The 24,986-nt window shown below is 31.0% G+C and carries 18 protein-coding genes; 9 read left to right on the top strand and 9 right to left on the bottom strand.

Going from position 1 to position 24,986, the window contains the following annotated elements:
* Window positions 1-2: 2 nt before the first annotated feature.
* On the top strand, window positions 3-887 hold the full coding sequence (locus ITB9_RS15125; protein ID WP_222829370.1) for a DUF6268 family outer membrane beta-barrel protein: 885 nt from the start codon (window positions 3-5) through the stop codon (window positions 885-887).
* Window positions 887-2,050: a sigma-54 dependent transcriptional regulator gene (locus ITB9_RS15120; RefSeq protein ID WP_028606995.1), complete on the top strand. Its 1,164-nt coding sequence runs from the start codon at window positions 887-889 to the stop codon at window positions 2,048-2,050. The genes ITB9_RS15125 and ITB9_RS15120 overlap by 1 nt, the downstream gene beginning before the upstream one ends.
* 52 nt (window positions 2,051-2,102) lie before the next feature.
* Here the strand turns inward: ITB9_RS15120 and ITB9_RS15115 are convergent, their stop codons facing one another.
* Window positions 2,103-2,867 (bottom strand): hypothetical protein, encoded by a 765-nt coding sequence (locus tag ITB9_RS15115; protein ID WP_054852896.1) that lies wholly within the window; start codon window positions 2,865-2,867, stop codon window positions 2,103-2,105.
* A gap of 216 nt (window positions 2,868-3,083) precedes the next feature.
* Here ITB9_RS15115 and ITB9_RS15110 point away from each other — a divergent pair, with 216 nt between their 5' ends.
* The 5 genes from ITB9_RS15110 (at window position 3,084) to ITB9_RS15085 (ending at window position 7,477) form a co-directional block, all read left to right on the top strand.
* Window positions 3,084-3,959 (top strand): PPK2 family polyphosphate kinase, encoded by an 876-nt coding sequence (locus ITB9_RS15110; RefSeq protein ID WP_054852895.1) that lies wholly within the window; start codon window positions 3,084-3,086, stop codon window positions 3,957-3,959.
* A 104-nt stretch (window positions 3,960-4,063) separates the two neighbouring features.
* The gene (locus ITB9_RS15105; RefSeq protein WP_054852894.1) at window positions 4,064-5,461 is read left to right on the top strand and encodes a M20/M25/M40 family metallo-hydrolase; all 1,398 of its coding nucleotides are present in this window, start codon (window positions 4,064-4,066) and stop codon (window positions 5,459-5,461) included.
* 464 nt (window positions 5,462-5,925) lie between these two features.
* Entirely contained in the window at window positions 5,926-6,522 is a 597-nt protein-coding gene (locus tag ITB9_RS15095; protein ID WP_054852892.1) for a M23 family metallopeptidase, read from the top strand.
* Window position 6,523: 1 nt separating this feature from the next.
* Window positions 6,524-7,093 carry a hypothetical protein gene (locus ITB9_RS15090; protein WP_054852891.1) on the top strand — a complete coding sequence of 190 codons (570 nt, stop codon included), beginning with the start codon at window positions 6,524-6,526 and terminating at the stop codon, window positions 7,091-7,093.
* Window positions 7,094-7,096: 3 nt separating this feature from the next.
* Window positions 7,097-7,477 (top strand): glyoxalase/bleomycin resistance/extradiol dioxygenase family protein, encoded by a 381-nt coding sequence (locus tag ITB9_RS15085; RefSeq protein WP_054852890.1) that lies wholly within the window; start codon window positions 7,097-7,099, stop codon window positions 7,475-7,477.
* Here the strand turns inward: ITB9_RS15085 and ITB9_RS15080 are convergent.
* From ITB9_RS15080 to lysA, 3 genes are all read right to left on the bottom strand, one after another.
* Window positions 7,474-7,872 (bottom strand): response regulator, encoded by a 399-nt coding sequence (locus ITB9_RS15080; protein WP_054852889.1) that lies wholly within the window; start codon window positions 7,870-7,872, stop codon window positions 7,474-7,476. The genes ITB9_RS15085 and ITB9_RS15080 overlap by 4 nt on opposite strands.
* Window positions 7,865-9,364 carry a PAS domain S-box protein gene (locus tag ITB9_RS15075; RefSeq protein WP_054852888.1) on the bottom strand — a complete coding sequence of 500 codons (1,500 nt, stop codon included), beginning with the start codon at window positions 9,362-9,364 and terminating at the stop codon, window positions 7,865-7,867. The genes ITB9_RS15080 and ITB9_RS15075 overlap by 8 nt, the downstream gene beginning before the upstream one ends.
* A gap of 231 nt (window positions 9,365-9,595) precedes the next feature.
* Window positions 9,596-10,834, bottom strand: a complete 1,239-nt coding sequence (gene lysA, locus ITB9_RS15070) for a diaminopimelate decarboxylase (protein WP_054852887.1) — start codon at window positions 10,832-10,834, stop codon at window positions 9,596-9,598.
* A gap of 199 nt (window positions 10,835-11,033) precedes the next feature.
* On the opposite strand from lysA, the gene sucC reads away from it, so the two are divergent.
* Window positions 11,034-12,224: an ADP-forming succinate--CoA ligase subunit beta gene (gene sucC, locus ITB9_RS15065; RefSeq protein ID WP_054852886.1), complete on the top strand. Its 1,191-nt coding sequence runs from the start codon at window positions 11,034-11,036 to the stop codon at window positions 12,222-12,224.
* Between the two features lie 35 nt (window positions 12,225-12,259).
* On the opposite strand, the gene ITB9_RS15060 is transcribed toward sucC, so the two are convergent.
* A complete protein-coding gene (locus tag ITB9_RS15060; protein ID WP_054852885.1) occupies window positions 12,260-12,580 on the bottom strand; it encodes a DUF1456 family protein in 321 nt (106 codons plus the stop codon).
* A 393-nt stretch (window positions 12,581-12,973) separates the two neighbouring features.
* Here ITB9_RS15060 and ITB9_RS15055 point away from each other — a divergent pair, with 393 nt between their 5' ends.
* Window positions 12,974-13,375: a hypothetical protein gene (locus tag ITB9_RS15055; RefSeq protein WP_054852884.1), complete on the top strand. Its 402-nt coding sequence runs from the start codon at window positions 12,974-12,976 to the stop codon at window positions 13,373-13,375.
* A gap of 114 nt (window positions 13,376-13,489) precedes the next feature.
* Here ITB9_RS15055 and uvrB read toward each other — a convergent pair whose 3' ends face one another.
* From uvrB to ITB9_RS15035, 4 genes are all read right to left on the bottom strand, one after another.
* Entirely contained in the window at window positions 13,490-15,493 is a 2,004-nt protein-coding gene (gene uvrB, locus ITB9_RS15050) for an excinuclease ABC subunit UvrB (RefSeq protein WP_054852883.1), read from the bottom strand.
* Between the two features lie 63 nt (window positions 15,494-15,556).
* Window positions 15,557-17,887 (bottom strand): T9SS type B sorting domain-containing protein, encoded by a 2,331-nt coding sequence (locus tag ITB9_RS15045; protein ID WP_054852882.1) that lies wholly within the window; start codon window positions 17,885-17,887, stop codon window positions 15,557-15,559.
* 60 nt (window positions 17,888-17,947) lie between these two features.
* The gene (locus tag ITB9_RS15040; RefSeq protein ID WP_054852881.1) at window positions 17,948-22,765 is read right to left on the bottom strand and encodes a T9SS type B sorting domain-containing protein; all 4,818 of its coding nucleotides are present in this window, start codon (window positions 22,763-22,765) and stop codon (window positions 17,948-17,950) included.
* Between the two features lie 376 nt (window positions 22,766-23,141).
* The gene (locus ITB9_RS15035; protein WP_054852880.1) at window positions 23,142-24,980 is read right to left on the bottom strand and encodes a gliding motility-associated C-terminal domain-containing protein; all 1,839 of its coding nucleotides are present in this window, start codon (window positions 24,978-24,980) and stop codon (window positions 23,142-23,144) included.
* Window positions 24,981-24,986: the final 6 nt, after the last annotated feature.

Below are 24,986 nucleotides of genomic sequence, written 5' to 3'. Positions count from 1 at the left end.
ATATGAGATTATATTTAGGGACTATTTTATTAACGTTAATGCTACTTGGTAGTGTAAATGTTGCCAATGCTCAACTAACAGATTTAGCTAGATTAGAGTATTCCTATGTGCCTAAAAGTAATTCTGAAGATAGTTTTGACAGAGTTAGAGCTCTTTTAAATTACCCAATTAAAACCAGTGAAGACTGTTATTTAATTGTTGGTGCAGAGTATAGTCGATTAACATTAGATTTAGAAGACAGTTATCCTTTTCCGACCTCTAATTTAAGACGTTTACATATCTTAGATTTTAATGTTGGTTATACTTTTAAGTTAAATAAAAATTGGAGATTAGGAGCTAAAGTTACACCCAGAATAGCGTCTACTTTAAGACATAAAATAACTGGAGATGATATATTTTTAAATGGAGGAATTTATGCCATTAACGATAAAACTAAAGACGCCAACATTAAAAAGCCTTACAGATTAATTTTGGGATTAACCTACAATAGTACAACTGGTATACCATTACCATTACCTTTTGTTAGTTATTTTAGACGTGTCAACGAGAGTTGGTCTTATAATTTAGGAGTGCCAAAAACTAATATCAAGTATTTTTTTAACGAAAAAAATATCGTACAAACCTTTGTTGGTATTGATGGTTATTTTGCTAATACACAAGAAGTTTTTACTATAGATGGTAAACAAGCAGACAGTATTTCTTTGTCAGTAATATTAGCAGGTTTAGGTTATGAATATAATTTTACAGATAATTTGGTATGGTATTCGTATGTTGGTCATACAATTAGTATGAGTAATAGATTAAGAGATGAAAATAGAGAAGATGTTTTTAAGTTAGATAACGTAAATGCATTTTATTTAAGAACAGGAATAAAATTTAAAATATAATGCCAAAAATATTAGTAATAGAAGACGAAGCAGCCATAAGAAGGGTTTTAGTAAAGATTCTTTCTGAAGAAAATGATACCTATCAAGTTGAAGAAGCTGAAGATGGATTAGTTGGTATTGGAAAAATTAAAAAAGAAGATTACGACCTTATACTTTGCGATATTAAAATGCCTAAAATGGATGGCGTTGAGGTATTAGAAGCAACTAAAAAAATTAAGCCAGAAATACCAATGGTTATGATTTCTGGTCATGGAGATTTAGATACAGCAGTAAATACAATGCGTTTAGGTGCGTTTGATTATATTTCAAAACCACCAGATTTAAATCGTTTATTAAATACTGTACGTAATGCTTTAGATAGAAAAGAATTAGTAGTAGAAAACAAAATTCTTAAAAAGAAGGTCAGTAAAAAATACGAAATGATTGGAGATAGCGATGCTATTTCTCAAATCAAAGATATGATTGATAAAGTAGCACCAACAGATGCTAGAGTATTAATTACTGGACCAAACGGAACAGGTAAAGAGTTAGTCGCACATTGGTTACACGAAAAAAGTACACGTGCAAAAGCACCAATGATTGAGGTGAATTGTGCAGCAATACCTAGCGAGTTAATTGAAAGTGAGTTATTTGGTCATGTTAAAGGTGCCTTTACAAGTGCAGCAAAAGACAGAGCAGGTAAATTTGAAGCTGCTAATGGAGGAACCATTTTTTTAGATGAAATTGGAGACATGAGTTTATCAGCACAAGCTAAAGTTTTACGTGCTTTACAAGAAAGTCGCATACAACGTGTTGGTAGTGATAAAGACATAAAAGTTAATGTACGTGTGGTTGCTGCCACTAATAAAAATCTTAAAAAAGAAATTGCAGATGGTAATTTCCGTGAGGATTTATATCATAGACTAGCGGTAATATTAGTTAAAGTTCCGGCTTTAAATGACAGACGAGAAGACATTCCGTTGTTAATTAATCATTTCTCTAAAAAAATAGCCGAAGAGCAAGGGACTGCACACAAATCATTTTCGGCTAAAGCCATAAAATTATTACAAGATTATGATTGGACAGGTAATATTAGAGAGTTACGTAATGTTATTGAAAGACTAATTATTTTAGGAGGACCAGAAGTTAGCGAAAAAGATGTAAAACTATTTGCTAGTAAATAGTCGTTAATATAAATAAAAAAGCCTCAATATTAATTGAGGCTTTTTTTATGTTTTATTGTTTACAGGTCTTTAATTTTTCAAGATACTGTTGTGTGATTTTAACAGCTTTCTCTAAATAATAAGATTTAATTTCAGGCATAGTTGCTGTTGTGGCATCCATAGTACTTCCAGTATTGTCATTAACTGTAGTGTTGCAATTACAGCTTTGAAGCAAGTTATTGTAACTAGACACATTATTAGCAATAGCTTGGTTTTGTTTAATAATAAATTGCTCTTTTTCTAATTGTGCTTTTTTTGCTTTTTGGTCTGCTAACTGTTGTTTTAAAGCGTTAGCTTGTTGTTCCAACGCAGCTTGTTGTTGTTTTAATTGAGCTTGTTGTTGCTCTAATTGTGACAAAGCACTACCACCATTATCGGTTGTGACATCAGTAGTTGCTGTAGTCTCAGAGCTTGTACAAACATCATATTCGTAAAAAATATCCAAAATCAACTTTTCAGCCATTTGTAAATAAGTACGTCCAGATGCTAAATCATCTGCTAACAAAGCAGTATCCATATACGTGCTAATGCTTCTAGATAAATCTAAAGCTTTAGTACAATCAGAATCTTGAAGGCTAGTTTTAACGTTTTCAATAGCTTTTTTGCACAAATCAGCATGATATTGTAAACCAGCTAAGTTATAGGACTCAATACCAGCAGTAAGGTTTTTACTAACAATACCAAGGTTGGTATGTACGTCTCCAGTTACATAATTTTTTGCATGCGTTAATTGTAACGCAATGATGCACAATAAAATAGTAAAGTAATTTTTTTTCATAAGTAGGGTTTTTTGTTGGGAAATGCTAAAATAATAAATTTTCGCAATTAAACGACTTTTTTTGTATTTAAACTGATAAAATTTGTTAAAATATAGTTTAAAACAATGATTTTTGTGTTTTTAATAATTATTTTCGATTGTTTTAAGAGTGTTCTAAAAAGTGATTAAACAGCAAGTATTAATAATTACATTATATTTAGTAAATAAATTATTAGCATGAAGGACATAAAAATTAGCGACCATAAAATCACAAAAATTAAATTAAGTGACTTACCAAGCCATATAGATATTAATGCAGATAAAGACCAAACCGAAGATGCTTTACGCAAAGTAAGACGCCAATTAGGAAAGCTTCAAGACACCATGTATGCACATGGTAAATACTCGGTTTTAGTCTGTTTACAAGGTATGGATACGTCAGGTAAAGATAGTTTAATACGTGAGGTTTTTAAAGATTTTAATGCAAGAGGTGTTGAGGTTATGAGCTTTAAAGTACCAACAGATTTAGAGTTAAAACACGACTACCTTTGGAGGCATTATATACAATTACCAGCAAGAGGTAAATTTGGAGTGCATAATCGTACACACTATGAAAACGTCTTAGTAACACGCGTACATCCAGAATATATTTTAAGCGAGAATTTACCAAACGTAAACAGTATCAAAGACGTTGATGAAGCCTTTTGGAACCATCGCTTTGAGCAAATTAATAATTTTGAAAAACACTTAACAGATAACGGTACTTTAGTCTTTAAGTTTTTTATGAATTTATCAAAAGAAGAACAGCGTAAAAGACTATTACGTCGATTAGATAAAAAAGAAAAAAACTGGAAATTTTCTGCAGGAGACCTAAAAGAACGCAAATTATGGGACCTATACATGAATTGCTATCAAGATGCAATAAACAGGACAAGTACCAAAAATGCACCATGGTATAATATTCCAGCAGACGACAAACCTACAGCACGACTAGCAGTAGCTCAAATTTTGTATGACACATTAAAGCAATACACAGACATACAAGAGCCAGAATTGGATGACAAAACCAAAGCCAATCTACATTTGTATAAAGAGCAATTAAATAACGAGTAAAATATATTTGGCGTTACCACAAGGGTCGCGCTTTCCATTATATCTTTTTTTGCCATATATGGCAGCAAAAAAAGGATGCCATTTCAATCGCTAACGCAACTATCATGAAACAACTAGCAATTATTCTAACACTATTACTATCAATAAACGCAACAGCACAAACAGATCAAGAAGTCGTAAAAACCATTTATAGTCAATCCTTAACCAATGGTAAAGCCTACCAATGGTTAGACCATTTATCAAACCAAATAGGAGGACGTTTATCAGGATCTACAAATGCAGAAAAAGCTGTACAATACACAAAACAAGAACTAGAAAAATTAGGATTAGACAAAGTTTGGTTGCAAGAGGTAATGGTTCCAAAATGGGAACGTGGTGCCAAAGAAGTCGCACATTTTACAACCCAAAATAATACTTTTAATGTTAATATTTGTGCACTAGGTGGCTCTGTGGCAACATCAAAAAAAGGGTTAGAAGCAACAGTAATAGAAGTCAAAAGCTTTGAAGAGTTAGCAACACTAGGTACTAAAGTAAAAGGTAAAATAGTATTTTTTAATGGAGCCATGAATCCAGAATTAATACACACCTTTGAAGCTTATGGTGGATGCTCTAAACAACGTTATGCAGGAGCTTACGAAGCAGGTAAACTTGGAGCTGTTGGTGTAATAGTACGTTCTCTAAATTTAAGACAAGACGATTTGCCACACACAGGAAGTATGAGTTACATGGATTTGCCAAATAACCAACGTGTACCATCTGCAGCAATAAGTACAAATGATGCTAATAAATTATCTCAAGCCTTAAAAAAGGATGTTAATCTAAAATTCTATTTTAAACAAAGCTGTCAACAATTTGAAGATGTGCTGTCATACAATGTAATTGGAGAAATTACAGGAAGTCAATTTCCAGATGAATATATGGTTGTTGGTGGACATTTAGATTCATGGGATTTAGGAGATGGATCTCATGACGATGGTGCAGGAGTAGTGCAATCTATGGATGTTATAAGATTATTAAAAGAAAGTGGTATCAAGCCAAAACGTACCATAAGAGTGGTTCTGTTTATGAATGAAGAAAACGGTCTGCGTGGTGGAAAAAAATATGCAGAAGAGGCTAAACGTAAAAACGAGAATCATGTCTTTGCGCTTGAAAGTGATTCAGGAGGATTTTCGCCTCGTGGTTTTAGTTTTGATTGTAGTGAGGCAGCATTAAATAAAGTACTAAGTTGGCAGTCTTTATTTAAACCGTATTTAATTCATTATTTTGAAAAAGGGTATAGTGGTGCAGATATAGGACCACTAAAAAACGACCATATCGTTATGGCTGGTTTAAGACCAGATTCTCAACGTTATTTTGATCATCATCATGCTGCAAACGATACCTTTGATGCAGTCAATAAACGCGAGCTAGAATTGGGTGCAGCAACAATGACAAGTTTAGTGTATTTATTTGATAAATACGGAACAAGTAATATACCACAGGTTAAAGAATTTAAGGACTAGTAGGTGAGTTATTTTGTTTTTATAGCAGAAGTTTTAATGGATATCTATTTGTTTTTTTTAGATTTCAAATTCTGGAAAAAGAAAAGAGCACAACGTAGATATGAAAAGGAAAACAGATTGCCTAAAAAGCGCATGATTTATCCTTCAGAAAAAAATCCATTTAAAATTTTTGGTCCTTTTCATTATTTTAATAGTTCCTATTTCTATCATAATATCCTAACTAAATATTAATGATTATGATCTAACAGAAAAGCGAATAGATAAAATTCAAGAGTTATTAACTGCCGAAAAAAAAGCATTCACAATATATCCTAAAGAATTAAAAACTATAATTAGAAATAACCCATTTCGTAAAAACTTAACAAAAGACTAATGGAATAATCTATTTTATTATTCTACCTCAGATGATGGTTTAACTTACAAGTTAGTTTCAAAAGGTCCAGATGGTATTTTAAACACTAAAGATGATATTAAATAAACGTTTATGTATGATTATAATGTCAATCGTTTTTTTTCAATGTAAAAAAGAAAAACAATTGACTGTCAATGCTACGCAACAAATTGTTGAAAAGGAGAGTGTTACATTAGATACTTTAAAACTTACAAAGGGTTATGATTTTCCTGTAGGTAAACCAGATGCTAAACGTTATTATAATGCGCAAAAATTTCAAGAAAACAATCATTTAGGTGATGATTGGAACGGAGTAGGAGGTGGTAATACAGATTTAGGAGATCCAATTTATGCTATAGCTAACGGTTATGTTTCTTTTGCTAAAGATGTCAAAGGTGGTTGGGGAAATATTATTAGGATTATACATCATAATCCTGATGCTACCAAAGTAGAATCTTTGTATGCGCATTGTCAAAAAATATTAGTAAACAAAGGAGATTATGTTACCAAAGGAACTAAAATAGCAACTATAGGTACAGCGGATGGAGCATATTTGGCTCATCTTCATTTTGAAATTAGAGATCAAATTAATTTGCCAATTGGTCCTGGATATTCCAGCGATATAAAAGGGTATTTAAATCCAACAAAGTATATCAATAATAATAGATAAAATGAAAACATTATCAGTCTTACTCCTTTACTTAACAACAACAATTATGATATCTCAAACTAAAACAAATTTACCGTATTTTGAGTTGCCAGAAGCATCAAAAAACTTTACAGCAGGCACTGTTGCAGCAAGACAAATAGATGCGTTGGGTTTTAGGTTTTATCATGCTACGGATGGATTGACTCAACAAGATTTAGAATTTAAACCAGATGATGATGCTAAAACTTCAAATGAAACCATTAAACATATTTATGAGCTTTCAAAAATAGTTTTAAACTCTACTTTAAAGCAAGATAATATCAAATCTCAAACTGTTCTTGATTTTAATCAATTACGTACACAAACTTTGCTTAATTTAAAGCAAGCAGCAGATATTTTAAGATCAAGCAATGATATATCTCAATACGTTATAATATTTGGGGATAATACAATTCCTTTTTGGAATAATATTAATGGTCCAATATCAGATTCTATTTGGCACTGTGGTCAAATTGCTTCTTTTAGACGCATGTCAGGTAATCCAATTAATCCAAAGCTTAACCACTTTACTGGAACAGTAAAAAAAGACTAAATTATGAGTAACGCTATAATGCATCAAATTCATCCAGTATTGCCAGTTCAAAATGTTTTGGCAGCTTTATTTTTTTACACTCAAAAATTAGGTTTTGAAATAGCTTTTGTGGACGACCCAAAAGATCCTAAATACGCAGGAGTTAAACGTGATCATATAGAAATTCATTTACAATGGTACGACGAAAAAGAATGGGATTTTAATGCGGATAATAGACCTATGCTGCGTATTGCAACACAAAATGTTGATTACCTGTATCAGGAATATAATTTTAAAAGAGTATTTAAAGAAAAAACTGTAGTAAAAAGTACAGATTGGGGAACTAAAGAGCTTTCTTTTTATGATTTATTTAAAAACGGATTAACGTTTTACCAAAATATTTAGTTTTTCTGATTGACTAATTTGTTTAAACTATCTAAAGTCAATGGTTTTTCAACATATTCGGTAATCATATCATAGGTTTTTGATTTTTTTTTGTCTTTTTCATCAATAGAAGAACTAGTCATGTATAAAGGCGAGCTAATGTCTAAACCAATGTTTTTACAAGCATCTAAAAACTGCCATCCATCCATGATAGGCATATTTATATCTAATAAAATAAGATCCGGAAATGTAGATTTATTTTTATGTAAATTAGTCAATCCATCCAAAGCTTCTTTTCCATTTTTGAAAATTAAAAATTGCTCAGAAAAGGCATTCATTTTCATTAGCTTTTTAACAGCAAACGTATAAATTAGATCATCATCAATTATACAAACAAGATTGATAGTGTTATTCATAATCAAATAAAATGCTAAATTTTGTGCCAATATCAACAGTACTTTCTACTTCAACAGATCCACCTATAGCTTCTATTTGATTTTTGGTTATAAATAACCCTAGACCACGTGCTTCCTTATGTTTATGAAACATATTATACATCCCAAACAATTTATCTCCATATTTGTCAAGGTCAATACCTAATCCATTATCTTTAATTGTAAGTATAACTTTATTATCTTTTCTAATTGCTTCAATGTTAATTATTGGATTAATATCTAGTTTCCTGTATTTAATAGCATTAGTTAAAAAGTTAATTAATATACTATCAATGTAAGCTGGTATCCCTTTTATTGTAGTTTTTGGGTTGATTTTGACATTGATGGTTGCATGATTTTTAATTGAAAGTGCTTTAATGCTATTTAGTGCATTATCTGTGTATTTAGATAAATTGATAGCTTCTAACGCTTTATTTTCATAGTTGTTATAAATAGCAACTTCATTTAAATTAAGGATAGTTTCATTCAAGTTTTCTACAGCCTTTTCTATTAACGGAAAGTATTCGTTAGTTGTAAAATTTGGATATTCTTCTTTTTTCAACTTAAGTAGCATGTCTAAATTTCCTCCGTGAGACCTTAAGTTATGGGATACGATGTGTGCAAAGTTTAATAATCTATCGTTTTGTTTAGAGCTAACGTCAAGTAATTCGGATATTTTATTTTTACTATCTTTTATTTCAGAAACATTATTAATGTTTGCTATAAAATGTTCTGGGATACCGTTGTAATCTCTAACTATTGTTAAAGATAGTATACAATGTACGTTAAAACCTTCTTTATGCAGGTATCTTTTTTCTGTTTGGAAATTGTCTATATCTCCAGATAGCATAAGTTTTAACTCCTTTTGCCCAATTAAACGGTCTTCAGGATGTGTCAATTGCAAATAAGTAGACTTTAAAAACTCTGTTTCTGTGTAACCTAGCATTTTACAAATACCAGGATTAATTTTTTTCCAATTACCATTTAAATCTAATATAGCAATACCTGTTATGGAGTGGTTGAATAAGGTGCGTAGTTGTTTTTCTTTTAAAGCTGTAGCATTGGCTTTAACAGTTTTGTCATGAATATCTTGAAAAACACCTCTAATAGCAATACAAGTGTCATTTTCAAATTTTGGATAGCCAATTGCTCTTATCCATTTTTCTTTTCCTGAAGGTGTAATAATAATAAACTCGTCGTCAAAACTGTTCCTTGATTCAAGAGATTGATTAAGTAATAGTGTAATCTTATTTCTATTTATACCTTCTTTATAGAAATTTATAGCTGTATTAACATCAGGAATATAATCCTGTGGTACTTCATGAATTTTTTTTGTTACAGAACTCCATTTAAGATTGTTAGACATTAAATCTAATTCCCAAGAGCCAATTGCCAATGAATTTTCAATGAGATTTAAAAAATCATCATCATGAATTTCGTTTGAAATAATTTGGTGAGAATTATTTGGAGTCATATATTATTAATTTAAGGACACCCAAAAGATAACTTTAAAATAATTTTAATTTTTGGATGCTCTAATGTAATATATTTTTTCGACAAAAAGCTTCTTTTTCCGGTTAAAATACAAATTTGCTTTATTGATAAGTTTCTTTTTTTTTTTTCAATACTAAAATTTAACCGAATTTTTATTTCGGTATTTAAACTAATAAAACACTGTTATCTAGTGTTTTATTAGTTTCTTTTTTTATTTTGTAACAAGTTTTTTCTTGTCTTTAGGAGTTAATTCAATTTCTACTTGATTATTAATTATATCCTCAAAAGTTTCTCGTTTTCTAATCAAATGCGCTTGACCATTATAAACCAAGACTTCTGCAGGTCTGTATCTAGAATTATAATTACTAGCCATAGAGTAGCAATAGGCTCCAGCATTACTAAAAGCTAAAATGTCACCTTCATTAATTTCGGCAATACGTCTATTATTAGCAAAAGTATCTGTTTCGCAAATGTAACCAACAACACTATAAAAACGTTCTCTACCTTCTGGATTAGAAATGTTTCTAATCTCATGCTGAGATCCATATAGCATTGGTCTAATTAAATGATTAAAACCACTATCTACTTGTGCAAAAACAGTTGAAGTTGTTTGTTTAACTGCGTTTACGTTAACTAAAAATTGGCCAGCTTCACTAACTAAAAATTTTCCAGGTTCAAATGCTAAGGTTAGTGGTTTACCATATTCTTTACAAAACTCATTAAAACGTTGACTTAATTTTTGTCCTAATTCTTCAATATTAGTTTCAATATCACCAGTTTTGTAAGGTACTTTAAATCCAGAACCAAAATCTATAAATTGTAAATTTTTAAAGTTTTTAGCTGTTTCAAATAAAATCTCGCTAGCATATAAAAACACATCAATATCTAAAATATCACTACCTGTATGCATGTGGATACCGTTAATATTCATTTTAGTATTTTCAACAATCCTTAAGATGTGTGGTATTTGATGTATCGAAATTCCAAATTTACTATCAATATGTCCAACAGATATATTTGTGTTACCTCCAGCCATTACATGTGGATTTATTCTAATACAAACAGGTGTTTCTGGATGTTTAGTTCCAAACTGTTCTAATATTGATAAATTGTCAATATTAATTTGACAACCTAACTTAGCAACTGTTTCAATTTCTAATAAAGACACACCATTTGGTGTAAAAATAATATCCTTTGCTTTGTAGCCAGCAGCCAGACCTAAATGTACTTCTTGTATAGAAACAGTGTCAAGTCCTGCACCTAATTGTTTCATAAATTTTAAAACAGAAATATTAGATAACGCTTTAACAGCATAGTTAATTTTTAATTGTTTAACAGTGTTAAAAGCAGAAGTCAAACGTTTATATTGTGCTTCAATAATATTAGCGTCATAAACGTATACTGGACTTCCAAAGTCTTTAGCTATTTCTAGTAATTGGCTGTTTTGCATGTTGTAATTTTTTGTCAAAGTTATTTTTTTAGAACAAAAAAAAAATTAAAACAATAAGATATTACACATTTGTAACATATTGTTAATTATTTAACAAATTAAAAATTATTTAAATTGTTGGTTTTTTTCATAATTAAATATTAGGGTAAGTTAAAGTGATTATTTACTTTTGTAACTCTAAAATTTTACTCTAAACAAGATGAATTTACACGAATATCAAGGAAAAGAATTATTAAGCAGCTTTGGCGTACGTATCCAACGTGGTATTGTTGCTCAAAATGCTGACGAAGCAGTAGCTGCGGCAAAAAAACTAACTGAAGATACAGGAACAGGATGGCACGTTATTAAAGCGCAAGTTCATGCTGGTGGACGTGGTAAAGGTGGAGGAGTTAAGTTAGCCAAAAATTTAGATGAAGTTAAAGATATAGCTGGTCAAATTATTGGTATGGACTTAGTAACACCTCAAACATCTGCAGAAGGTAAGCGTGTACACCAAGTTTTAGTTTGTGAAGATGTGTATTATCCTGGAGATGAAGAACCAGATGAATTTTATATCTCAGTATTATTAAACAGAGGAACTGGTCGTAACATGATTATGTATTCTACAGAAGGTGGAATGGATATTGAAACTGTTGCTGAAGAAACACCACATTTAATATTTAATGAAGAAATAGATCCTGCTACAGGAATATTACCTTTTCAAGCAAGACGTATTGCTTTTAACTTAGGTTTATCTGGTTTAGCTTTTAAAGAAATGACAAAGTTTGTTACTTCTTTATACACTGCTTATGTAAAATCAGATTCTTCTTTATTTGAAATCAATCCTGTATTAAAAACTAGTGATTCTAAAATAATGGCTGTAGATGCAAAAGTATCTTTAGATGCAAATGCATTATACAGACATAAAGATTTAGCAGCTTTACGTGATTTACGTGAAGAAAACGCAATCGAAGTTGAAGCAGGAGAGCAAGGTTTAAACTATGTTGATTTAGACGGAAACGTTGGTTGTATGGTAAATGGAGCAGGATTAGCTATGGCAACAATGGATTTAATTAAGCAAGCAGGTGGTGAGCCAGCTAACTTTTTAGATGTAGGTGGTACTGCAGATGCTGCAAGAGTTGAAATAGCATTCGAGCTTATTTTAAGAGATCCAGCTGTAAAAGCAATTTTAATTAACATTTTTGGAGGTATTGTACGTTGTGATCGTGTCGCTCAAGGTGTTATAGATGCTTACAAAAACATGGGTAACATTAATGTGCCAATTATTGTACGTTTACAAGGGACTAATGCAGATATAGCTAAAAAATTAATTGATGATTCTGGTTTAGATGTAATGAGCGCAACAGAATTCCAAGAAGCAGCAGACAAAGTACAAGCAGTATTAGCTTAGTACATTAACTTATATATAAAAAAAGAGCAACTAAATTAGTTGCTCTTTTTTTTTGGTTTAGAATAGGTTTTATTTAAATCTATTTTTTTAGGTTTCGCTTTCGCGGAAATATGGCCTGATGGTTTCTCTCCCTTTTTAGGCATTGGTCCTCTTAGATGGATCACTAATCCATTTAAAAAATTACGTAAAATCTGATCTCCACACTCTACATAATTAGGATGGTCCTCTCTTCTAAAAAAAGCACTTAATTCGGTTTTAGAAATTCTGAAATCTACTAATTCTAAAATTTTAATAATATCAGTGTCTCTAAAACTATGAGCCACTCTCAGCTTTTTAAAAATATCGTTATTTGTCATGTTCTTAATATAAAGTACAAAAGTACAAATTTGAAAACGGTTAACTAATTATAATGAAAACAATAAAATGCATACAATTTTTTACTTAATAAATCGTTTTTAGAATTTAGTAAAAAATTAAAACAAATATAAATATCAGATCATTCAATACTAAAGTTTATTAATCTGAAAATAATTTAAAATCATTGTTAAGCATCATTTTACATCTATTTATTTGGATAAAATAAAAAGCGATTAACATCATTAAATAGTGTTGATATAGTTTTCAGACAAGTTGTAATTAATTAAAAATCAATTAAATAGAGGGTTATTTTTCGATGAACTACCAATTTTAAATGATTATTATATAACAATATTAGTTAACTTTATAATAAATAATAATCCCTTAATATTATGCATAATAGAAAAGAAAAATTAAGTCTATTATCAGAAATGATTGCATTTGCAAAAAGTGATGATAATATTAAAACGGTAGAGTATAATTTTTTGTTAGCAGTTGCTAAACAATTAGAAATATCAAGAGAAGATTTTGATTATTTAATTAATAATCCAATAAGTAGAATCAATCTTAAATCCCATAGTCAGCGTATCGTGCAATTCCATAGAATGGTATTATTAATGCATGTCGATAAGGCTAGAACACAAAACGAGCTTGCTAAATTGTATAACTATGGTCTTAGAATGGGTTTAAACCATAACTCTATTACTAAAGTATTATACTTAATGGAAGGTTTTCCTGATATGATAGTTCCTGCAGATGTATTAATAGACATTTTTAAAGTGCAGTATAATTAACTATTGTATTATTTTGAATACCTATTAGAAAAATCAAATACTAATATTATAAATCTAGCTTATTAAGTTAGACAATAAAAGTGTGTTAAGAAGCTATTCAACAAGTATAATTAGTTAAGCCTTTAAAGCTTCTAATTTTCCTTGATAGTCTTTAATTTCATCTCTTAGTTTTGCAGCAACAATAAAATCTAATTGTTTAGCAGCCTCTTCCATAATTTTACGTTTCTCTCTAATTTTCTTTTCTAATTCACCTTTAGATAAATATTCGCTTTCTGGCTCAGCAGCTTTAGCAGCCTCTAGGTCGTAACTATAAGTACTAACCGAGTTTTGTGATAAAGCACTATCCAAGCTTTTATTTAAAGCTTTAGGGACTAAGTTGTTTTTAGTATTATAATTGATTTGCTTGGTACGTCTATATTCAGTTTCATCAATGGTTTGTTGCATGCTTTTAGTAATCTTATCTGCATACATAATTGCTTTACCATTAAGGTTACGTGCTGCACGACCGACAGTTTGAGTTAAAGATCTAGCCGAACGTAAAAAACCTTCTTTATCTGCATCTAAAATAGCAACTAAAGAGACTTCAGGTAAATCTAAACCTTCACGTAATAAGTTAACACCAACTAAAACATCATAAATACCTTTACGTAAATCTTGCATGATTTGAACACGCTCTAAGGTATCTACATCACTATGTATATAATTTACACGCACATTTATTCGGCTTAAATATTTAGTTAATTCTTCAGCCATACGTTTTGTAAGTGTAGTAACTAAAGTACGTTCGTCCTTTTCAACACGTTGTTGTATTTCTTCAATTAAATCATCAATTTGGTTTAAGCTTGGTCTGACTTCAATAATTGGATCCAAAAGACCAGTTGGACGTATTACTTGCTCTACATAAACACCATCCGTTTTTTGTAGTTCATAATCTGCAGGAGTTGCACTAACATAAACGACTTGGTTTTGTAACGCTTCAAACTCTTCAAATTTTAACGGTCTGTTGTCCATAGCAGCAGGTAGTCTAAACCCATAGTCAACAAGGTTTTCTTTTCGACTTCGGTCACCACCATACATAGCATGTACCTGAGATACCGTTACGTGACTTTCATCTACAACCATTAAATAATCATCTGGAAAGTAGTCTAATAAGCAGAATGGTCTTGTGCCAGGTTCACGACCATCAAGGTAACGCGAATAATTTTCGATACCAGAACAATACCCTAATTCTCTGATCATTTCTAAATCAAATTCGGTACGTTCTTTCAGACGTTTTGCTTCTAAATGTTTACCAATGTCTTTAAAGTAATCGTGTTGTTTTACTAAATCATCCTGAATAGATTTTATAGCGTTTTGTAACACATCAGGAGAGGTTACAAACATGTTTGCTGGATATATGGTAAGTCTGTCGTATTTTTCTACTATTTCGTTAGTTTGAATATTAAAAGCTTCTATTTCTTCAATTTCATCTCCAAAAAAATGAATTCTGAAAGCATCATCAGCATAACTTGGGAAAATGTCTACAGTATCGCCTTTTATTCTAAAATTACCATGTCTAAAATCTGCTTCAGTACGCGAGTATAAACTTTGTACTAATTGATGTAATAATTTTGTGCGTGAGATTTGTTGGTCAACCTCAATAGTAATTACATTTTTCTGAAACTCGACTGGATTACCAATACCATATAAACAGGATACAGAAGCAATAACTATGACATCACGACGTCCTGATAATAGGGAAGAGGTTGTGCTTAATCGCATTTTCTCTATCTCTTCATTGATAGATAAATCTTTTTCAATATAAACACCAGAGGTAGGTATATAAGCTTCTGGTTGATAATAATCATAGTAAGACACAAAATACTCTACAGCATTTTCTGGAAAAAACTGTTTAAATTCTGAGTACAACTGAGCAGCTAATGTTTTATTATGTGCTAAAACTAAGGTAGGCTTTTGTGTTTCTTCAATCACATTGGCTACAGTAAAGGTTTTACCAGAACCTGTAACACCTAATAAAGTTTGGTATTTGTCTTGATTGTCCAAACCACCAACTAATTGTTTGATAGCATTAGGTTGATCTCCAGTTGGCTTAAACTCTGAATGTATTTTGAATTTCATAAATACAAAATTACAGAATAATAAGCAGTTTTTTATTTAAAGGAAGGTTAAAGCTTGTGTGGCTTATCTTATTAAACTAAAATGACCTCTTGTAGTTGTTCCGTTAGGGAAAGTCGCTAAATACCAATAATCATTGGTTGGTAATAGTTGTCCATTTAATGTTCCGTCCCAACCATTAGATTCAGGATTTATTTGATGTAATAGTTTACCAAAACGATCAAAAATCTTAATGTCCAAATTGGTATTAAAGTCTAAAGTCATTCCTGAAGGCTTCCAATATTGATTATAAATATCTCCATTTGGAGTAAAGTATTTAGGAAAACCTAATATGGCAAACGTTTGCTGAGTAATACCACAGCCATCAATATTTCTAACATATACAGTATGTAATCCAGAATTTAAATTGGTAAATACATTGCTGTTTTGATAGCTTCCTTGGTCCAAAGCGTACTCAAAATCACCGTTATTTTCAAGTATTATTGTAGTAGTATTGTTACTAGTCAATTGAGTGTAATTAATCTCTTGTATAATAGGAGCTTCAATTGCTGTAACAGTTATATCTCTAGTATTAAAACAACCATTTGGATCTGTAATAATTACTGTGTAAATACCAATTTGATTTATGTCTATAAAAGACGTGTTGACACTTGTATCTGTTCCGTTTAGTAACCATTGGTAATAATAGTTGCTAGGTGAGTCGTTTAAAACGCCTCCTTGTAAAGTTATGGTTTCAGGATAGTTATTTAAACAATACTCAACAGTTTCATTTACTGATACTTGTGGTGTGTACAATACATTAAGTTGTACTTCTGTAATAGCATAACAATCGATGCTGTTGGTTTTGACTTTTGCAATTATAGTTTGTGTGTCTGGTTGTGTTGTTAAAAATTGTGTTGGCAACGGATTGCTTTCCGCGAAAGCGTCCTCCATTGTATTGTAAAAAATTATTGAAGCATTGGCAGGAACTTGAGGTTGGATTTGTGCAGCGACCTCGTCTAAATCAAAAGTTGCTAAACCGTCAATGTCACCATCATCACAACCATCAAAACTATAATTAGGCAAAGTATTATTGGATATGCCCAATGCTATTTGAGAGATATTTGTACAGCCAGACTGATTATTAACCAATAAAGTATAAACGGTTTGGTTTACACTTGTGTTTTCAAAATTTTGAGGTGTCGCAATTGGGTTTGATTGTTGTTCGGCATCCAATTGAGAGGTATAAAAACCTTGTATAGATAAATCTGGATTTGAGCCTAAGAGGGTTTGGTCGACAGAAAATAAATTATAATTACTAAAGCCATCTTGATCAAAATCGCATTGTATTATTGAGGTGTTTGAAGTTGGAAAATCATCATATTTTTCGATAACAATTTCACCATAACTAATGCAACCATTGTCTAAAATAACCTCAACGTTGTATGTTCCTGCATCTTGAATGTCTAATGTAGGATTGGTTTGAGTAGCTAATAAGGTGTTGTCTTGATACCAAGTGTAAACGTTATTACCAGTTTGTGTTGCGTCCAAAGTAATAATATCGTTTGGACATAAAGCATTATTTGTGTCTTCTAATAAATTAGGACCTAAGTTAGTGGTGACTTGAAAACTTCCAGCTTCTAAAAATACAGCAGAATCGTATCTGTAATTTTGCTCGTCTGCAATTACAAGCTTTACTTGATAGGTTGCATTAGGTGTTGTGTTTGCTGTAGCAGAAAGTACTTTGGTTTGTCCATTAAAATTGATTGGTGCATTGGCATCATTCCAACTTCCAAAATAAAACTGATTTTCTTCTTGACAACCACCTGGTATTTCTGGATGAACGGTTGTAACCTTTACAGGTGTTTGTGTATTAGGTACTAAAGCTATATTTTGGTATTGTTGTTGACCAACTTCGCGAATTAAAAATCCAAATAAATCAGAAAATTGACATGTATTAGGATTATTTTCTTGATACTCTTCTGATGCAAAAATGTAATTGAAGCTAATTTGAGAGGCTACAGTAGAAAATTCAAATTCAAGTATGGTTGCGTTGATAGTATTGTTTTCGTTTAAAGCTATTTCTAGATCTTGGTCACCAGACCAATTATTAGCATTGTCATCACTTAAGGATGTGTTAGGACCATTAACATTACTTAAGCGTCCAGTACTTAAAACAATACCATTTTGAAACGGAAACGTTGTACCTGTTGCGTCAAAATAACCATAACTTTGGTCTGAACCTCCAAAATCGCCACCAACAACATTGGTTACTTGAATATTTGTAATACAGTTACTGTCAATTAAAACATCTTCTATTAACTGTTGAGGTGTATAAGTTTGTACGTCTGTTGTAACGTTTTGTGCAGTAATAACATTAACAATCAAAACTAAAACTAAAAGTAATCTACTTTGCATATCAATTTTTAGGGATAGCAAAGGTAAACAACAATTATTTTTAAAATAAAATTTTAAGTGTTAAAGCTTTAGAGCAAAATGACCTTTAACCTGAAACTCAACAGCTCCCTTTTTAACATCAGCAACAAACCAATAATCACTACTTGGCATTAGGTTTCCATTATAACGTCCATCCCATCCCATCGAGCTGTGGTTTAGCGTTTTTAATAACTTACCATAACGATCATAAATATTAACAACAGTACCTTCTAATTGGTTGACACCAGTGATGTGCCAAGTATCAAAGTAGCCATCTCCATTTGGAGTAACAAATTTAGGTGTATCAATTATTACTATTTCTTTAGATGTCGAGTTACAGCTATTTAAATCTATAACCGTAATCACATGAGGTCCAATGGGTACATTAGTAAATAGGTTAGATTCTTGAGGAGCTTCGTCGTCAAATTGATATAGGTAATTTCCAATACCAGAAACCTCAACGGTTACATTATTTGGATCTGAAAAATCTACAGTCTCAGTAAAATCTATTGTTGCAGCTTCCGACTCTGACACAGTAAACGTTGTTGAGGTTGTACAACCGTTTTGTGTAGTTACTGTAACGGAATATGTTCCTATTTCTGTTATTTCTATATAACTACTTGTGCTATTAGTTGACCAAGCATAATTATCTGTAGGTATATTAGTCTCAGCAGATACTAATAAAGGTAAGTTTTCTAAACATAATACCTGATCTTGAATATCCAACTCTGGTTTTCTATTTACAATAGTTTTAAAGCTTGTAGTATTGTAACAACCTGTGGTATTATTTTGAACTCTAATGAAGTATTCAGAATTATTTTCAGAATCTACGTTTAAATCGTCTAGTATATTAGTGTTATTTTCTGCATCAACTAGCGTTTCAAAATAAGAGACAGTAAACTCACTAGGATTTTGACCATTTAAAGCTGTAGCTGTTTGTTGACTAAAATCAAAAATTGCAAAGGTGTCATAGTCATTATCACATTGCTCTAAATCTGGAACTGTTCCTGCTGTTGGTATTGGAAAAGCTTGCAGTGTAAAACTGCCTATATTATAACAGATGCTATTAGTAAAATTAGCTCTTACAAATATAGTTTGATTACCAATAGTATAGTTGTAATTGTTGTCTAAAGCATTTTGTTGTGCTTCAGCATCAACTTGTGAAGCATAAAAAGTTGCTTCAATAGATAGTGTTGTGTCTGTAATATTAGGTAAAGCTTCGTTTAAATTATAAGTATTCGTGCTATCTTCACAGGTGTTTACTACAACATTTGGTGTTATAGTTGGAGGCGTATTAACTGTTAGTAATAACGGAATTTCGGCATAACAATTAGAAACGGTATTTAATACTTTAATATAAACTGTTTGTGGATTTACTGTGTTTGTAAAGTTAGTAGGATCCATGATTCTGTTTGAAGATAATTCTAAATCTTCAGAAGAAGTATAATATTCAACAACAGTGTTATCTTGTCTTATAGAAAGTACTTCAAATTCTGAAACCGTTAAATCAAACGTTGCAAAACCATCCGTATTATCATCACACATTTCTAAACCACTAGCAGAGTTTGTTGAAGGTACAGCAATAACGTTAAACACAAAACTTTCTATACCTTTACAAAACGTACCATTGTCTATAGTTGCAAATACTTGTTGCGGATTTACAGTGGTTGTAAAACTATCAGGTAAAGGGTTGGTTTGTGCTTCTGCATCTGCAAGCGTTAAGTGGTAAGTTATACTTAATGTTTCAGGTGAATTTTGACTGATTTGAGAAGATATTTCAGTTAAATCAAACGTAGAAAACCCATCATTTGAAACATCATCACAAACAAACACATCTGTTGGTGCATCGTAAATTGGGTTAGAACTGACTTCTATTTGAAATGACGATGTGCCATAACAATCTGAATCTGTAGTGTTTTGAACACGAACAAATATAGTCTGAGGATTAGAGATGTTTTCATAAATATTATTTTTGTTAATTGGGTTATTTCCAGAATCAGCATCTACTTGAGATGTATAATATAACACTTGCTTACCTGTTTGTCCATTAAGTATTTCGGCATCTTTATTAGAGAATAAAAATTCGCCTATTTGGTCTCCATCAGTCTCGCAACTAATATAGGTTTCAATTGCATCAAAGACAGGTAATGTGTTGACATAAATTCTAATATTGTCTACTCTAAAACATCCTGTTGTTTCGTTTTCAACACGACAAAATACCATTTGGGTGTCTGCATTGTAACTAGTATCGTTTAGTATAGGGTTACTGTTAGATTGAGCATCCACTTGTGTGTTGTGAAATGTAATGGTTCTGTTGTTGGTATCTGGTACCATTTGATCTATAGACTGTGTTAAATCTACAATAGAAAAACCATCTTGATCATCATCACAAATAATAATGTCTTCGGCATTATTTACTTGAGGAGCAGGTAATACGTTAATAGTTAAAGCAGAAGTTGCACTACAACTATTTTGATTTTGGACTCTAACATATACTGTTAAAGGGTTACTTGTATTGTCATAAAAAGGTGGTAATGCATTAACGTTAGCTTCTGCATTAGCTTGAGATGCAAAATATTTTACTGTTCCGCCTTCAACACCAGTTGCAACATAATCGTCAAAGCTAGTTAAGTCTATACTTGTAAACCCATCACTGTTGGTATCACAATAATTTTGTGTTGTTAATGTTTGTATATCAAAACCTTGGTTAATTATTAGTTGTATTGAAGATTTATAAGAGCATGCTGGACTCTGTAATGTAATAAATAATGTTTTAGGTGCATTGTTTACAGTATACGGTTGGTTTTGGTTAATAGCATTGGTGTTTGCTGTTTGGTCTTCAACGGTTTCATAAAAATCAATTGTTAGATCTTCGTTACCATTAATTATCATAATACCAACTTGTAGTAAATCAAAATCTACAATTCCATCATTGGAAGCATCATCACATTCGTAAAAATCTGTTATTTCGGTACCAGTTTCAAGTAAAAAAGTGTGTAATTCTTGTGGTACTATTGACACGCAACCAGTATCATTGTCTTCAACTCTAATAAATAAGGTTTGTACAAATTGTTGCGTATTTGGATAGTTGGTTGGATTGTTAATAGGGTTTGTGCCTTCATAAGCTTCATCTTCGGTTTCATGATGAGTTACTGTCACATTTGTAAGACCTTGTAATACGTCATCAAGATTTTCGGTTAAATCAAAATTGTCATAACCATTTCCGTCTTGTTCACAAGCATCTAAAGATAATGTGTCCATATTGATATCAGGAAAGTTATTAATCTGAATATCTAAAGTTGTTGTCGTACTACAACCTGTAGTTATATCTAATACACTAACGTAAAGTGTTTCAGTATTACTAACAGGAGTATAAGGCGACTCTATTTGGTTTTCAATACTGTTTGCATCAGTTTGATTAAAATGATAATTAACATAGTAGTTTGGATTATTGTTAGTGATTTCGTCGTTTTTTACCGTTAAATCAATTGCACTATTATTAGCAGCGCAAATTGTTAAATTAGAAGGGTTAGTTATTGATAAATAAGCGTTTATTATTAAATCAAAACTGCCCATGTATACACAACCAGAACTATTATTTTGTGCTCTAAAATATATTGTTTGTGTAGGGTTTGTACTTAAATACTGTATGATAGCATTAGTGTTTTCTATTGCTTCATTTTGATATAAATGAAATGTTGTCGTATAAGTTGCACTTGGTAAAGTCGTTTCTACTTCAGAAATTTTTGTACTTAAATCAAAGATTTCTTCTCCATCATTTGAAGCATCATCACAAACTTCAAAATCTGATATTAAAGTTCCGTCTTGAATGGTGTTTAAAGCAATATTAATTGAATCTTCAAAAGTACAAGTGTTTGTATTTAATGGTACAGTGACTTGCACAGTGTAGTTTCCATTTGTATCAACAAATAGAGAGTTTGTATTCTGTCCTGCTATAATTGTATTGTTTACATACCATTGGTAAGTTGCTTGCGGATTATTAGTGTCTGCATTTAATGTAATAGAAGTGTCACATGTATTAATGTCCTCACCTAAATCCACACTATCTGTAAAACTGTTACCTTCAATAAATACAGCAGTATCAAAATTACGATCGGTTTGATCTGCAATTATTAATTTAATGTTGTATTGTACGTTTGGCAGTATGTTAGCAGATGCACTTAAAACTGTGGTACGACCATTAAAGTTTGTGTCTCCTACGTTATAACCTTCAAAATATTGACCATTTTCTGCAGTACAAAACCCAACAATATCATCATGAATAGTATTTGTATTTACAGGTATACTTGTATTTGGGACAACAGCAATATTTTGATATGCATCACCACTTCCAGCTTCTCTAATTAAAAAAGCAAAACCATCAGAATATAGACATGGATACTCAGCAAAATATTCTTCTGAAGCTAAAATGTAATTAAATTGAACTGTATTTGAAGCTGATATAAAATCAAACTCAATTGATGTTGCATTTAATGTGTTATTTATACCTAAGGCAGCTTCTAAATCTGGATCTGTAGTCCAAGCTGTAGTTCCTTCGTTTAAAGGACTAGTATTTAATGTGTTTCCTGCAGAGTTAGCTTGACCTGTAGATAACATTATTCCGTTTTCAAACGGAAAATCAGATCCAGCTTTTTCAAAATAACCAAAACTTGAAAATCCATCAATATTTCCGTTTACAGTAGAATTTATATTAGATACCTCAACACAGCCTTGTACTAAATTATCCTGAACTAATTGTTGTGCAGAAAACGAATCATCAATAGATATCTGTTGAGCAAAACTTGCTGACGAAAGCACTAAAAGTAGAGTGAAAAATGTTGGTCTTAGGTTAATTTTCATTGCTTTTATTGGTTTTTTGTTAAAACACGATGAAATACATATATTATCGATTAAAGGACAAACATATATAAAATATCGACTAAACGCAAATTTTGACGATAAAAAGAAATTTTTATTTTCCTGATTTCTAAATTATTAGCAAAAAGTCACGTTTTTAGACTTGCTAAGCGTATTTTGAGATATAGCTATTTTTTTAGAAAAAAATGTTTCTATTGGAGTTTGAGAGGATAGTTTTATTAAATGAAGCTTAGCTAGATTGTTTTAATAACTCAAAAACATCATTTATTTTGAAGAATACTAATTTTGAATGTTATATGGGTAGGTAAAAACGGTACAACCTGAAGTATTGATTAATACTAAATATAAAGTCGATTATTTAGTAATTAATATAAACCCACCCTGTTTGGATTTGGTAATTAGGGTCTTTAAGATTTAGTACGTAAAAATATGTGCCTGTAGGAACAATGTCTCCTTGATTAGTTAAGCCTTGATTAACTTGACCATACCATTTTGTATTATTATTACCTATAAAGATTAAAGTGCCATAACGATTATATATCAATAATTCGTGATCTTGAAAGACATTATATAATCCTTGAATATTAAAATAGTCGTTTATGGTATCTTGATTTGGAGAAAATCCATCCGGAATAATAGGAGGGCAGTTAGTTGTGTTTAAGGTAAAAAGAAATAAGTCGAAACATAATTGTGTTTGTGCAGCAACATATATTGTTTGTGGAGTTGTATTAGAAATGTAATGATTTGGATTTGTTATGGCATCTTGATTGTTTAAATCATCTAAACTGCTATAAAAAAATAGGTCTTGATACAAGTTTAGGTCTATATTAATTAAAGCATTGTTTAAATTATAAATGCCTGTATTATAACCTTGATCACAAGCTACTAATTCAGCAAGCTGAATAGTTTCAGGAATTGGTATAAGTTGGATGGTCGAGAATGTGTTATTGTTTACTTCATTTGTTTCAGTTACTAAACCATTATTGTTTCCGTCGTTATCAACTTCAATTTCAATAATAAAAGTATCAGGTATAGTATTAGGTATTTCTAAAGTAATTTGACTTGTTTCTTCTTCTCCAATACCAATTATAGTGTTGGTTTGACTTTGCCCTATTAATACGTTGTCTATAAAAAAAGCAATTGGTGTATTGGTTGGTAAAGCAGCTGTGCTATTGTTGTTGTATACAGTATAATCTATAGTAATGCTTCTGGTATTACAGTTTGTTTGGTAAAAATTTTGTGTAACCGTTGCATCTGGTAATTGACTATTTAAAACGGTAATAATATTGTTAAGAATGATTAAATCGGCTCTAAAAATACCGTTACTATCAAAATCACCTGTGGTTAGATTAATAGTAACTTCTGTATCTCCAATTTGTATATTGTTTTCGATGTTATAAACATCTAAATCAGCATTATAAAAGTTAGTAGAATTTGTAAAACTATTGGTTCCGTTAAAAGCATTGTCAGGTAAATTTAGAGGAGGATTGGATAAGACATTTCCGTTAATTGATAGTGATTCTCCAAAATTTAAAGCATTATCTCCTTCCCAAGCTAAAAAACCAATTTTAGCATTATTGTTATCAAGTACGTTTACGTTTTCTAGAATAATAGTTTTATCTTGAACGTCAGCGTTAATAATTTCCAATCCTAAAAATAGATTAACTTGATTTAGTGGTAATGTTGGTTGTTCATAAATAACATATAAACTCCAACCTGCGTAATTAGTTCTGTTATTACAATAACCTGGAGTGTTTGTTAATGTGTCAGAAATATCTAAATCTGAAAAAATATAATTTGTACTGCCTTCATTATTAATTTGATCAGTGACTTCTGCATAGCTAGCAAAATAGGTAAGCAAACCATTACTACCTACATTATAGTCTACAGTAAATGTATCTTGGGCATTTATAGATGTAGTGTTAAGCGTAACTTGGTTATCGCCAGTTCCAGAACCAGACCAAAATAAATAGGCAGCAACAATGTTTGTATTGTTTGGTAATGTTAAATTGGCTTGAGAGGATGGAAGTGTTTCGCAAAAGAATTGAGAAAGATTATTTTCTGCTTGATTTAAAGTGTTTCCAATAGCTATATAATCATAGCGTCCATTAAATTGTTGAAACAATTCAATGTTTTGTGCACTTGCTTTAGCAAAGCAAAGTCCAATTATTATAATGACGAAAAATACATGTTTCATTAGTTT

Origin of the sequence: Olleya sp. ITB9 (genome assembly GCF_001315805.1) — a bacterium.
GTDB lineage: Bacteria > Bacteroidota > Bacteroidia > Flavobacteriales > Flavobacteriaceae > Olleya > Olleya sediminilitoris.
Note: the sequence above shows the minus strand (reverse complement) of the source record. Positions and strands in the feature narration are given on the sequence as shown.

What these genes read in the sequence shown, in the direction of transcription:
- ITB9_RS15125 (WP_222829370.1), top strand. Translation starts at nt 3, where the DNA reads ATGAGATTATATTTAGGGACTATTTTATTAACGTTAATGCTACTTGGT.
- ITB9_RS15120 (WP_028606995.1), top strand. Translation starts at nt 887, where the DNA reads ATGCCAAAAATATTAGTAATAGAAGACGAAGCAGCCATAAGAAGGGTT.
- ITB9_RS15115 (WP_054852896.1), bottom strand. Translation starts at nt 2,867, where the DNA reads ATGAAAAAAAATTACTTTACTATTTTATTGTGCATCATTGCGTTACAA.
- ITB9_RS15110 (WP_054852895.1), top strand. Translation starts at nt 3,084, where the DNA reads ATGAAGGACATAAAAATTAGCGACCATAAAATCACAAAAATTAAATTA.
- ITB9_RS15105 (WP_054852894.1), top strand. Translation starts at nt 4,064, where the DNA reads ATGAAACAACTAGCAATTATTCTAACACTATTACTATCAATAAACGCA.
- ITB9_RS15095 (WP_054852892.1), top strand. Translation starts at nt 5,926, where the DNA reads ATGATATTAAATAAACGTTTATGTATGATTATAATGTCAATCGTTTTT.
- ITB9_RS15090 (WP_054852891.1), top strand. Translation starts at nt 6,524, where the DNA reads ATGAAAACATTATCAGTCTTACTCCTTTACTTAACAACAACAATTATG.
- ITB9_RS15085 (WP_054852890.1), top strand. Translation starts at nt 7,097, where the DNA reads ATGAGTAACGCTATAATGCATCAAATTCATCCAGTATTGCCAGTTCAA.
- ITB9_RS15080 (WP_054852889.1), bottom strand. Translation starts at nt 7,872, where the DNA reads ATGAATAACACTATCAATCTTGTTTGTATAATTGATGATGATCTAATT.
- ITB9_RS15075 (WP_054852888.1), bottom strand. Translation starts at nt 9,364, where the DNA reads ATGACTCCAAATAATTCTCACCAAATTATTTCAAACGAAATTCATGAT.
- lysA (WP_054852887.1), bottom strand. Translation starts at nt 10,834, where the DNA reads ATGCAAAACAGCCAATTACTAGAAATAGCTAAAGACTTTGGAAGTCCA.
- sucC (WP_054852886.1), top strand. Translation starts at nt 11,034, where the DNA reads ATGAATTTACACGAATATCAAGGAAAAGAATTATTAAGCAGCTTTGGC.
- ITB9_RS15060 (WP_054852885.1), bottom strand. Translation starts at nt 12,580, where the DNA reads ATGACAAATAACGATATTTTTAAAAAGCTGAGAGTGGCTCATAGTTTT.
- ITB9_RS15055 (WP_054852884.1), top strand. Translation starts at nt 12,974, where the DNA reads ATGCATAATAGAAAAGAAAAATTAAGTCTATTATCAGAAATGATTGCA.
- uvrB (WP_054852883.1), bottom strand. Translation starts at nt 15,493, where the DNA reads ATGAAATTCAAAATACATTCAGAGTTTAAGCCAACTGGAGATCAACCT.
- ITB9_RS15045 (WP_054852882.1), bottom strand. Translation starts at nt 17,887, where the DNA reads ATGCAAAGTAGATTACTTTTAGTTTTAGTTTTGATTGTTAATGTTATT.
- ITB9_RS15040 (WP_054852881.1), bottom strand. Translation starts at nt 22,765, where the DNA reads ATGAAAATTAACCTAAGACCAACATTTTTCACTCTACTTTTAGTGCTT.
- ITB9_RS15035 (WP_054852880.1), bottom strand. Translation starts at nt 24,980, where the DNA reads ATGAAACATGTATTTTTCGTCATTATAATAATTGGACTTTGCTTTGCT.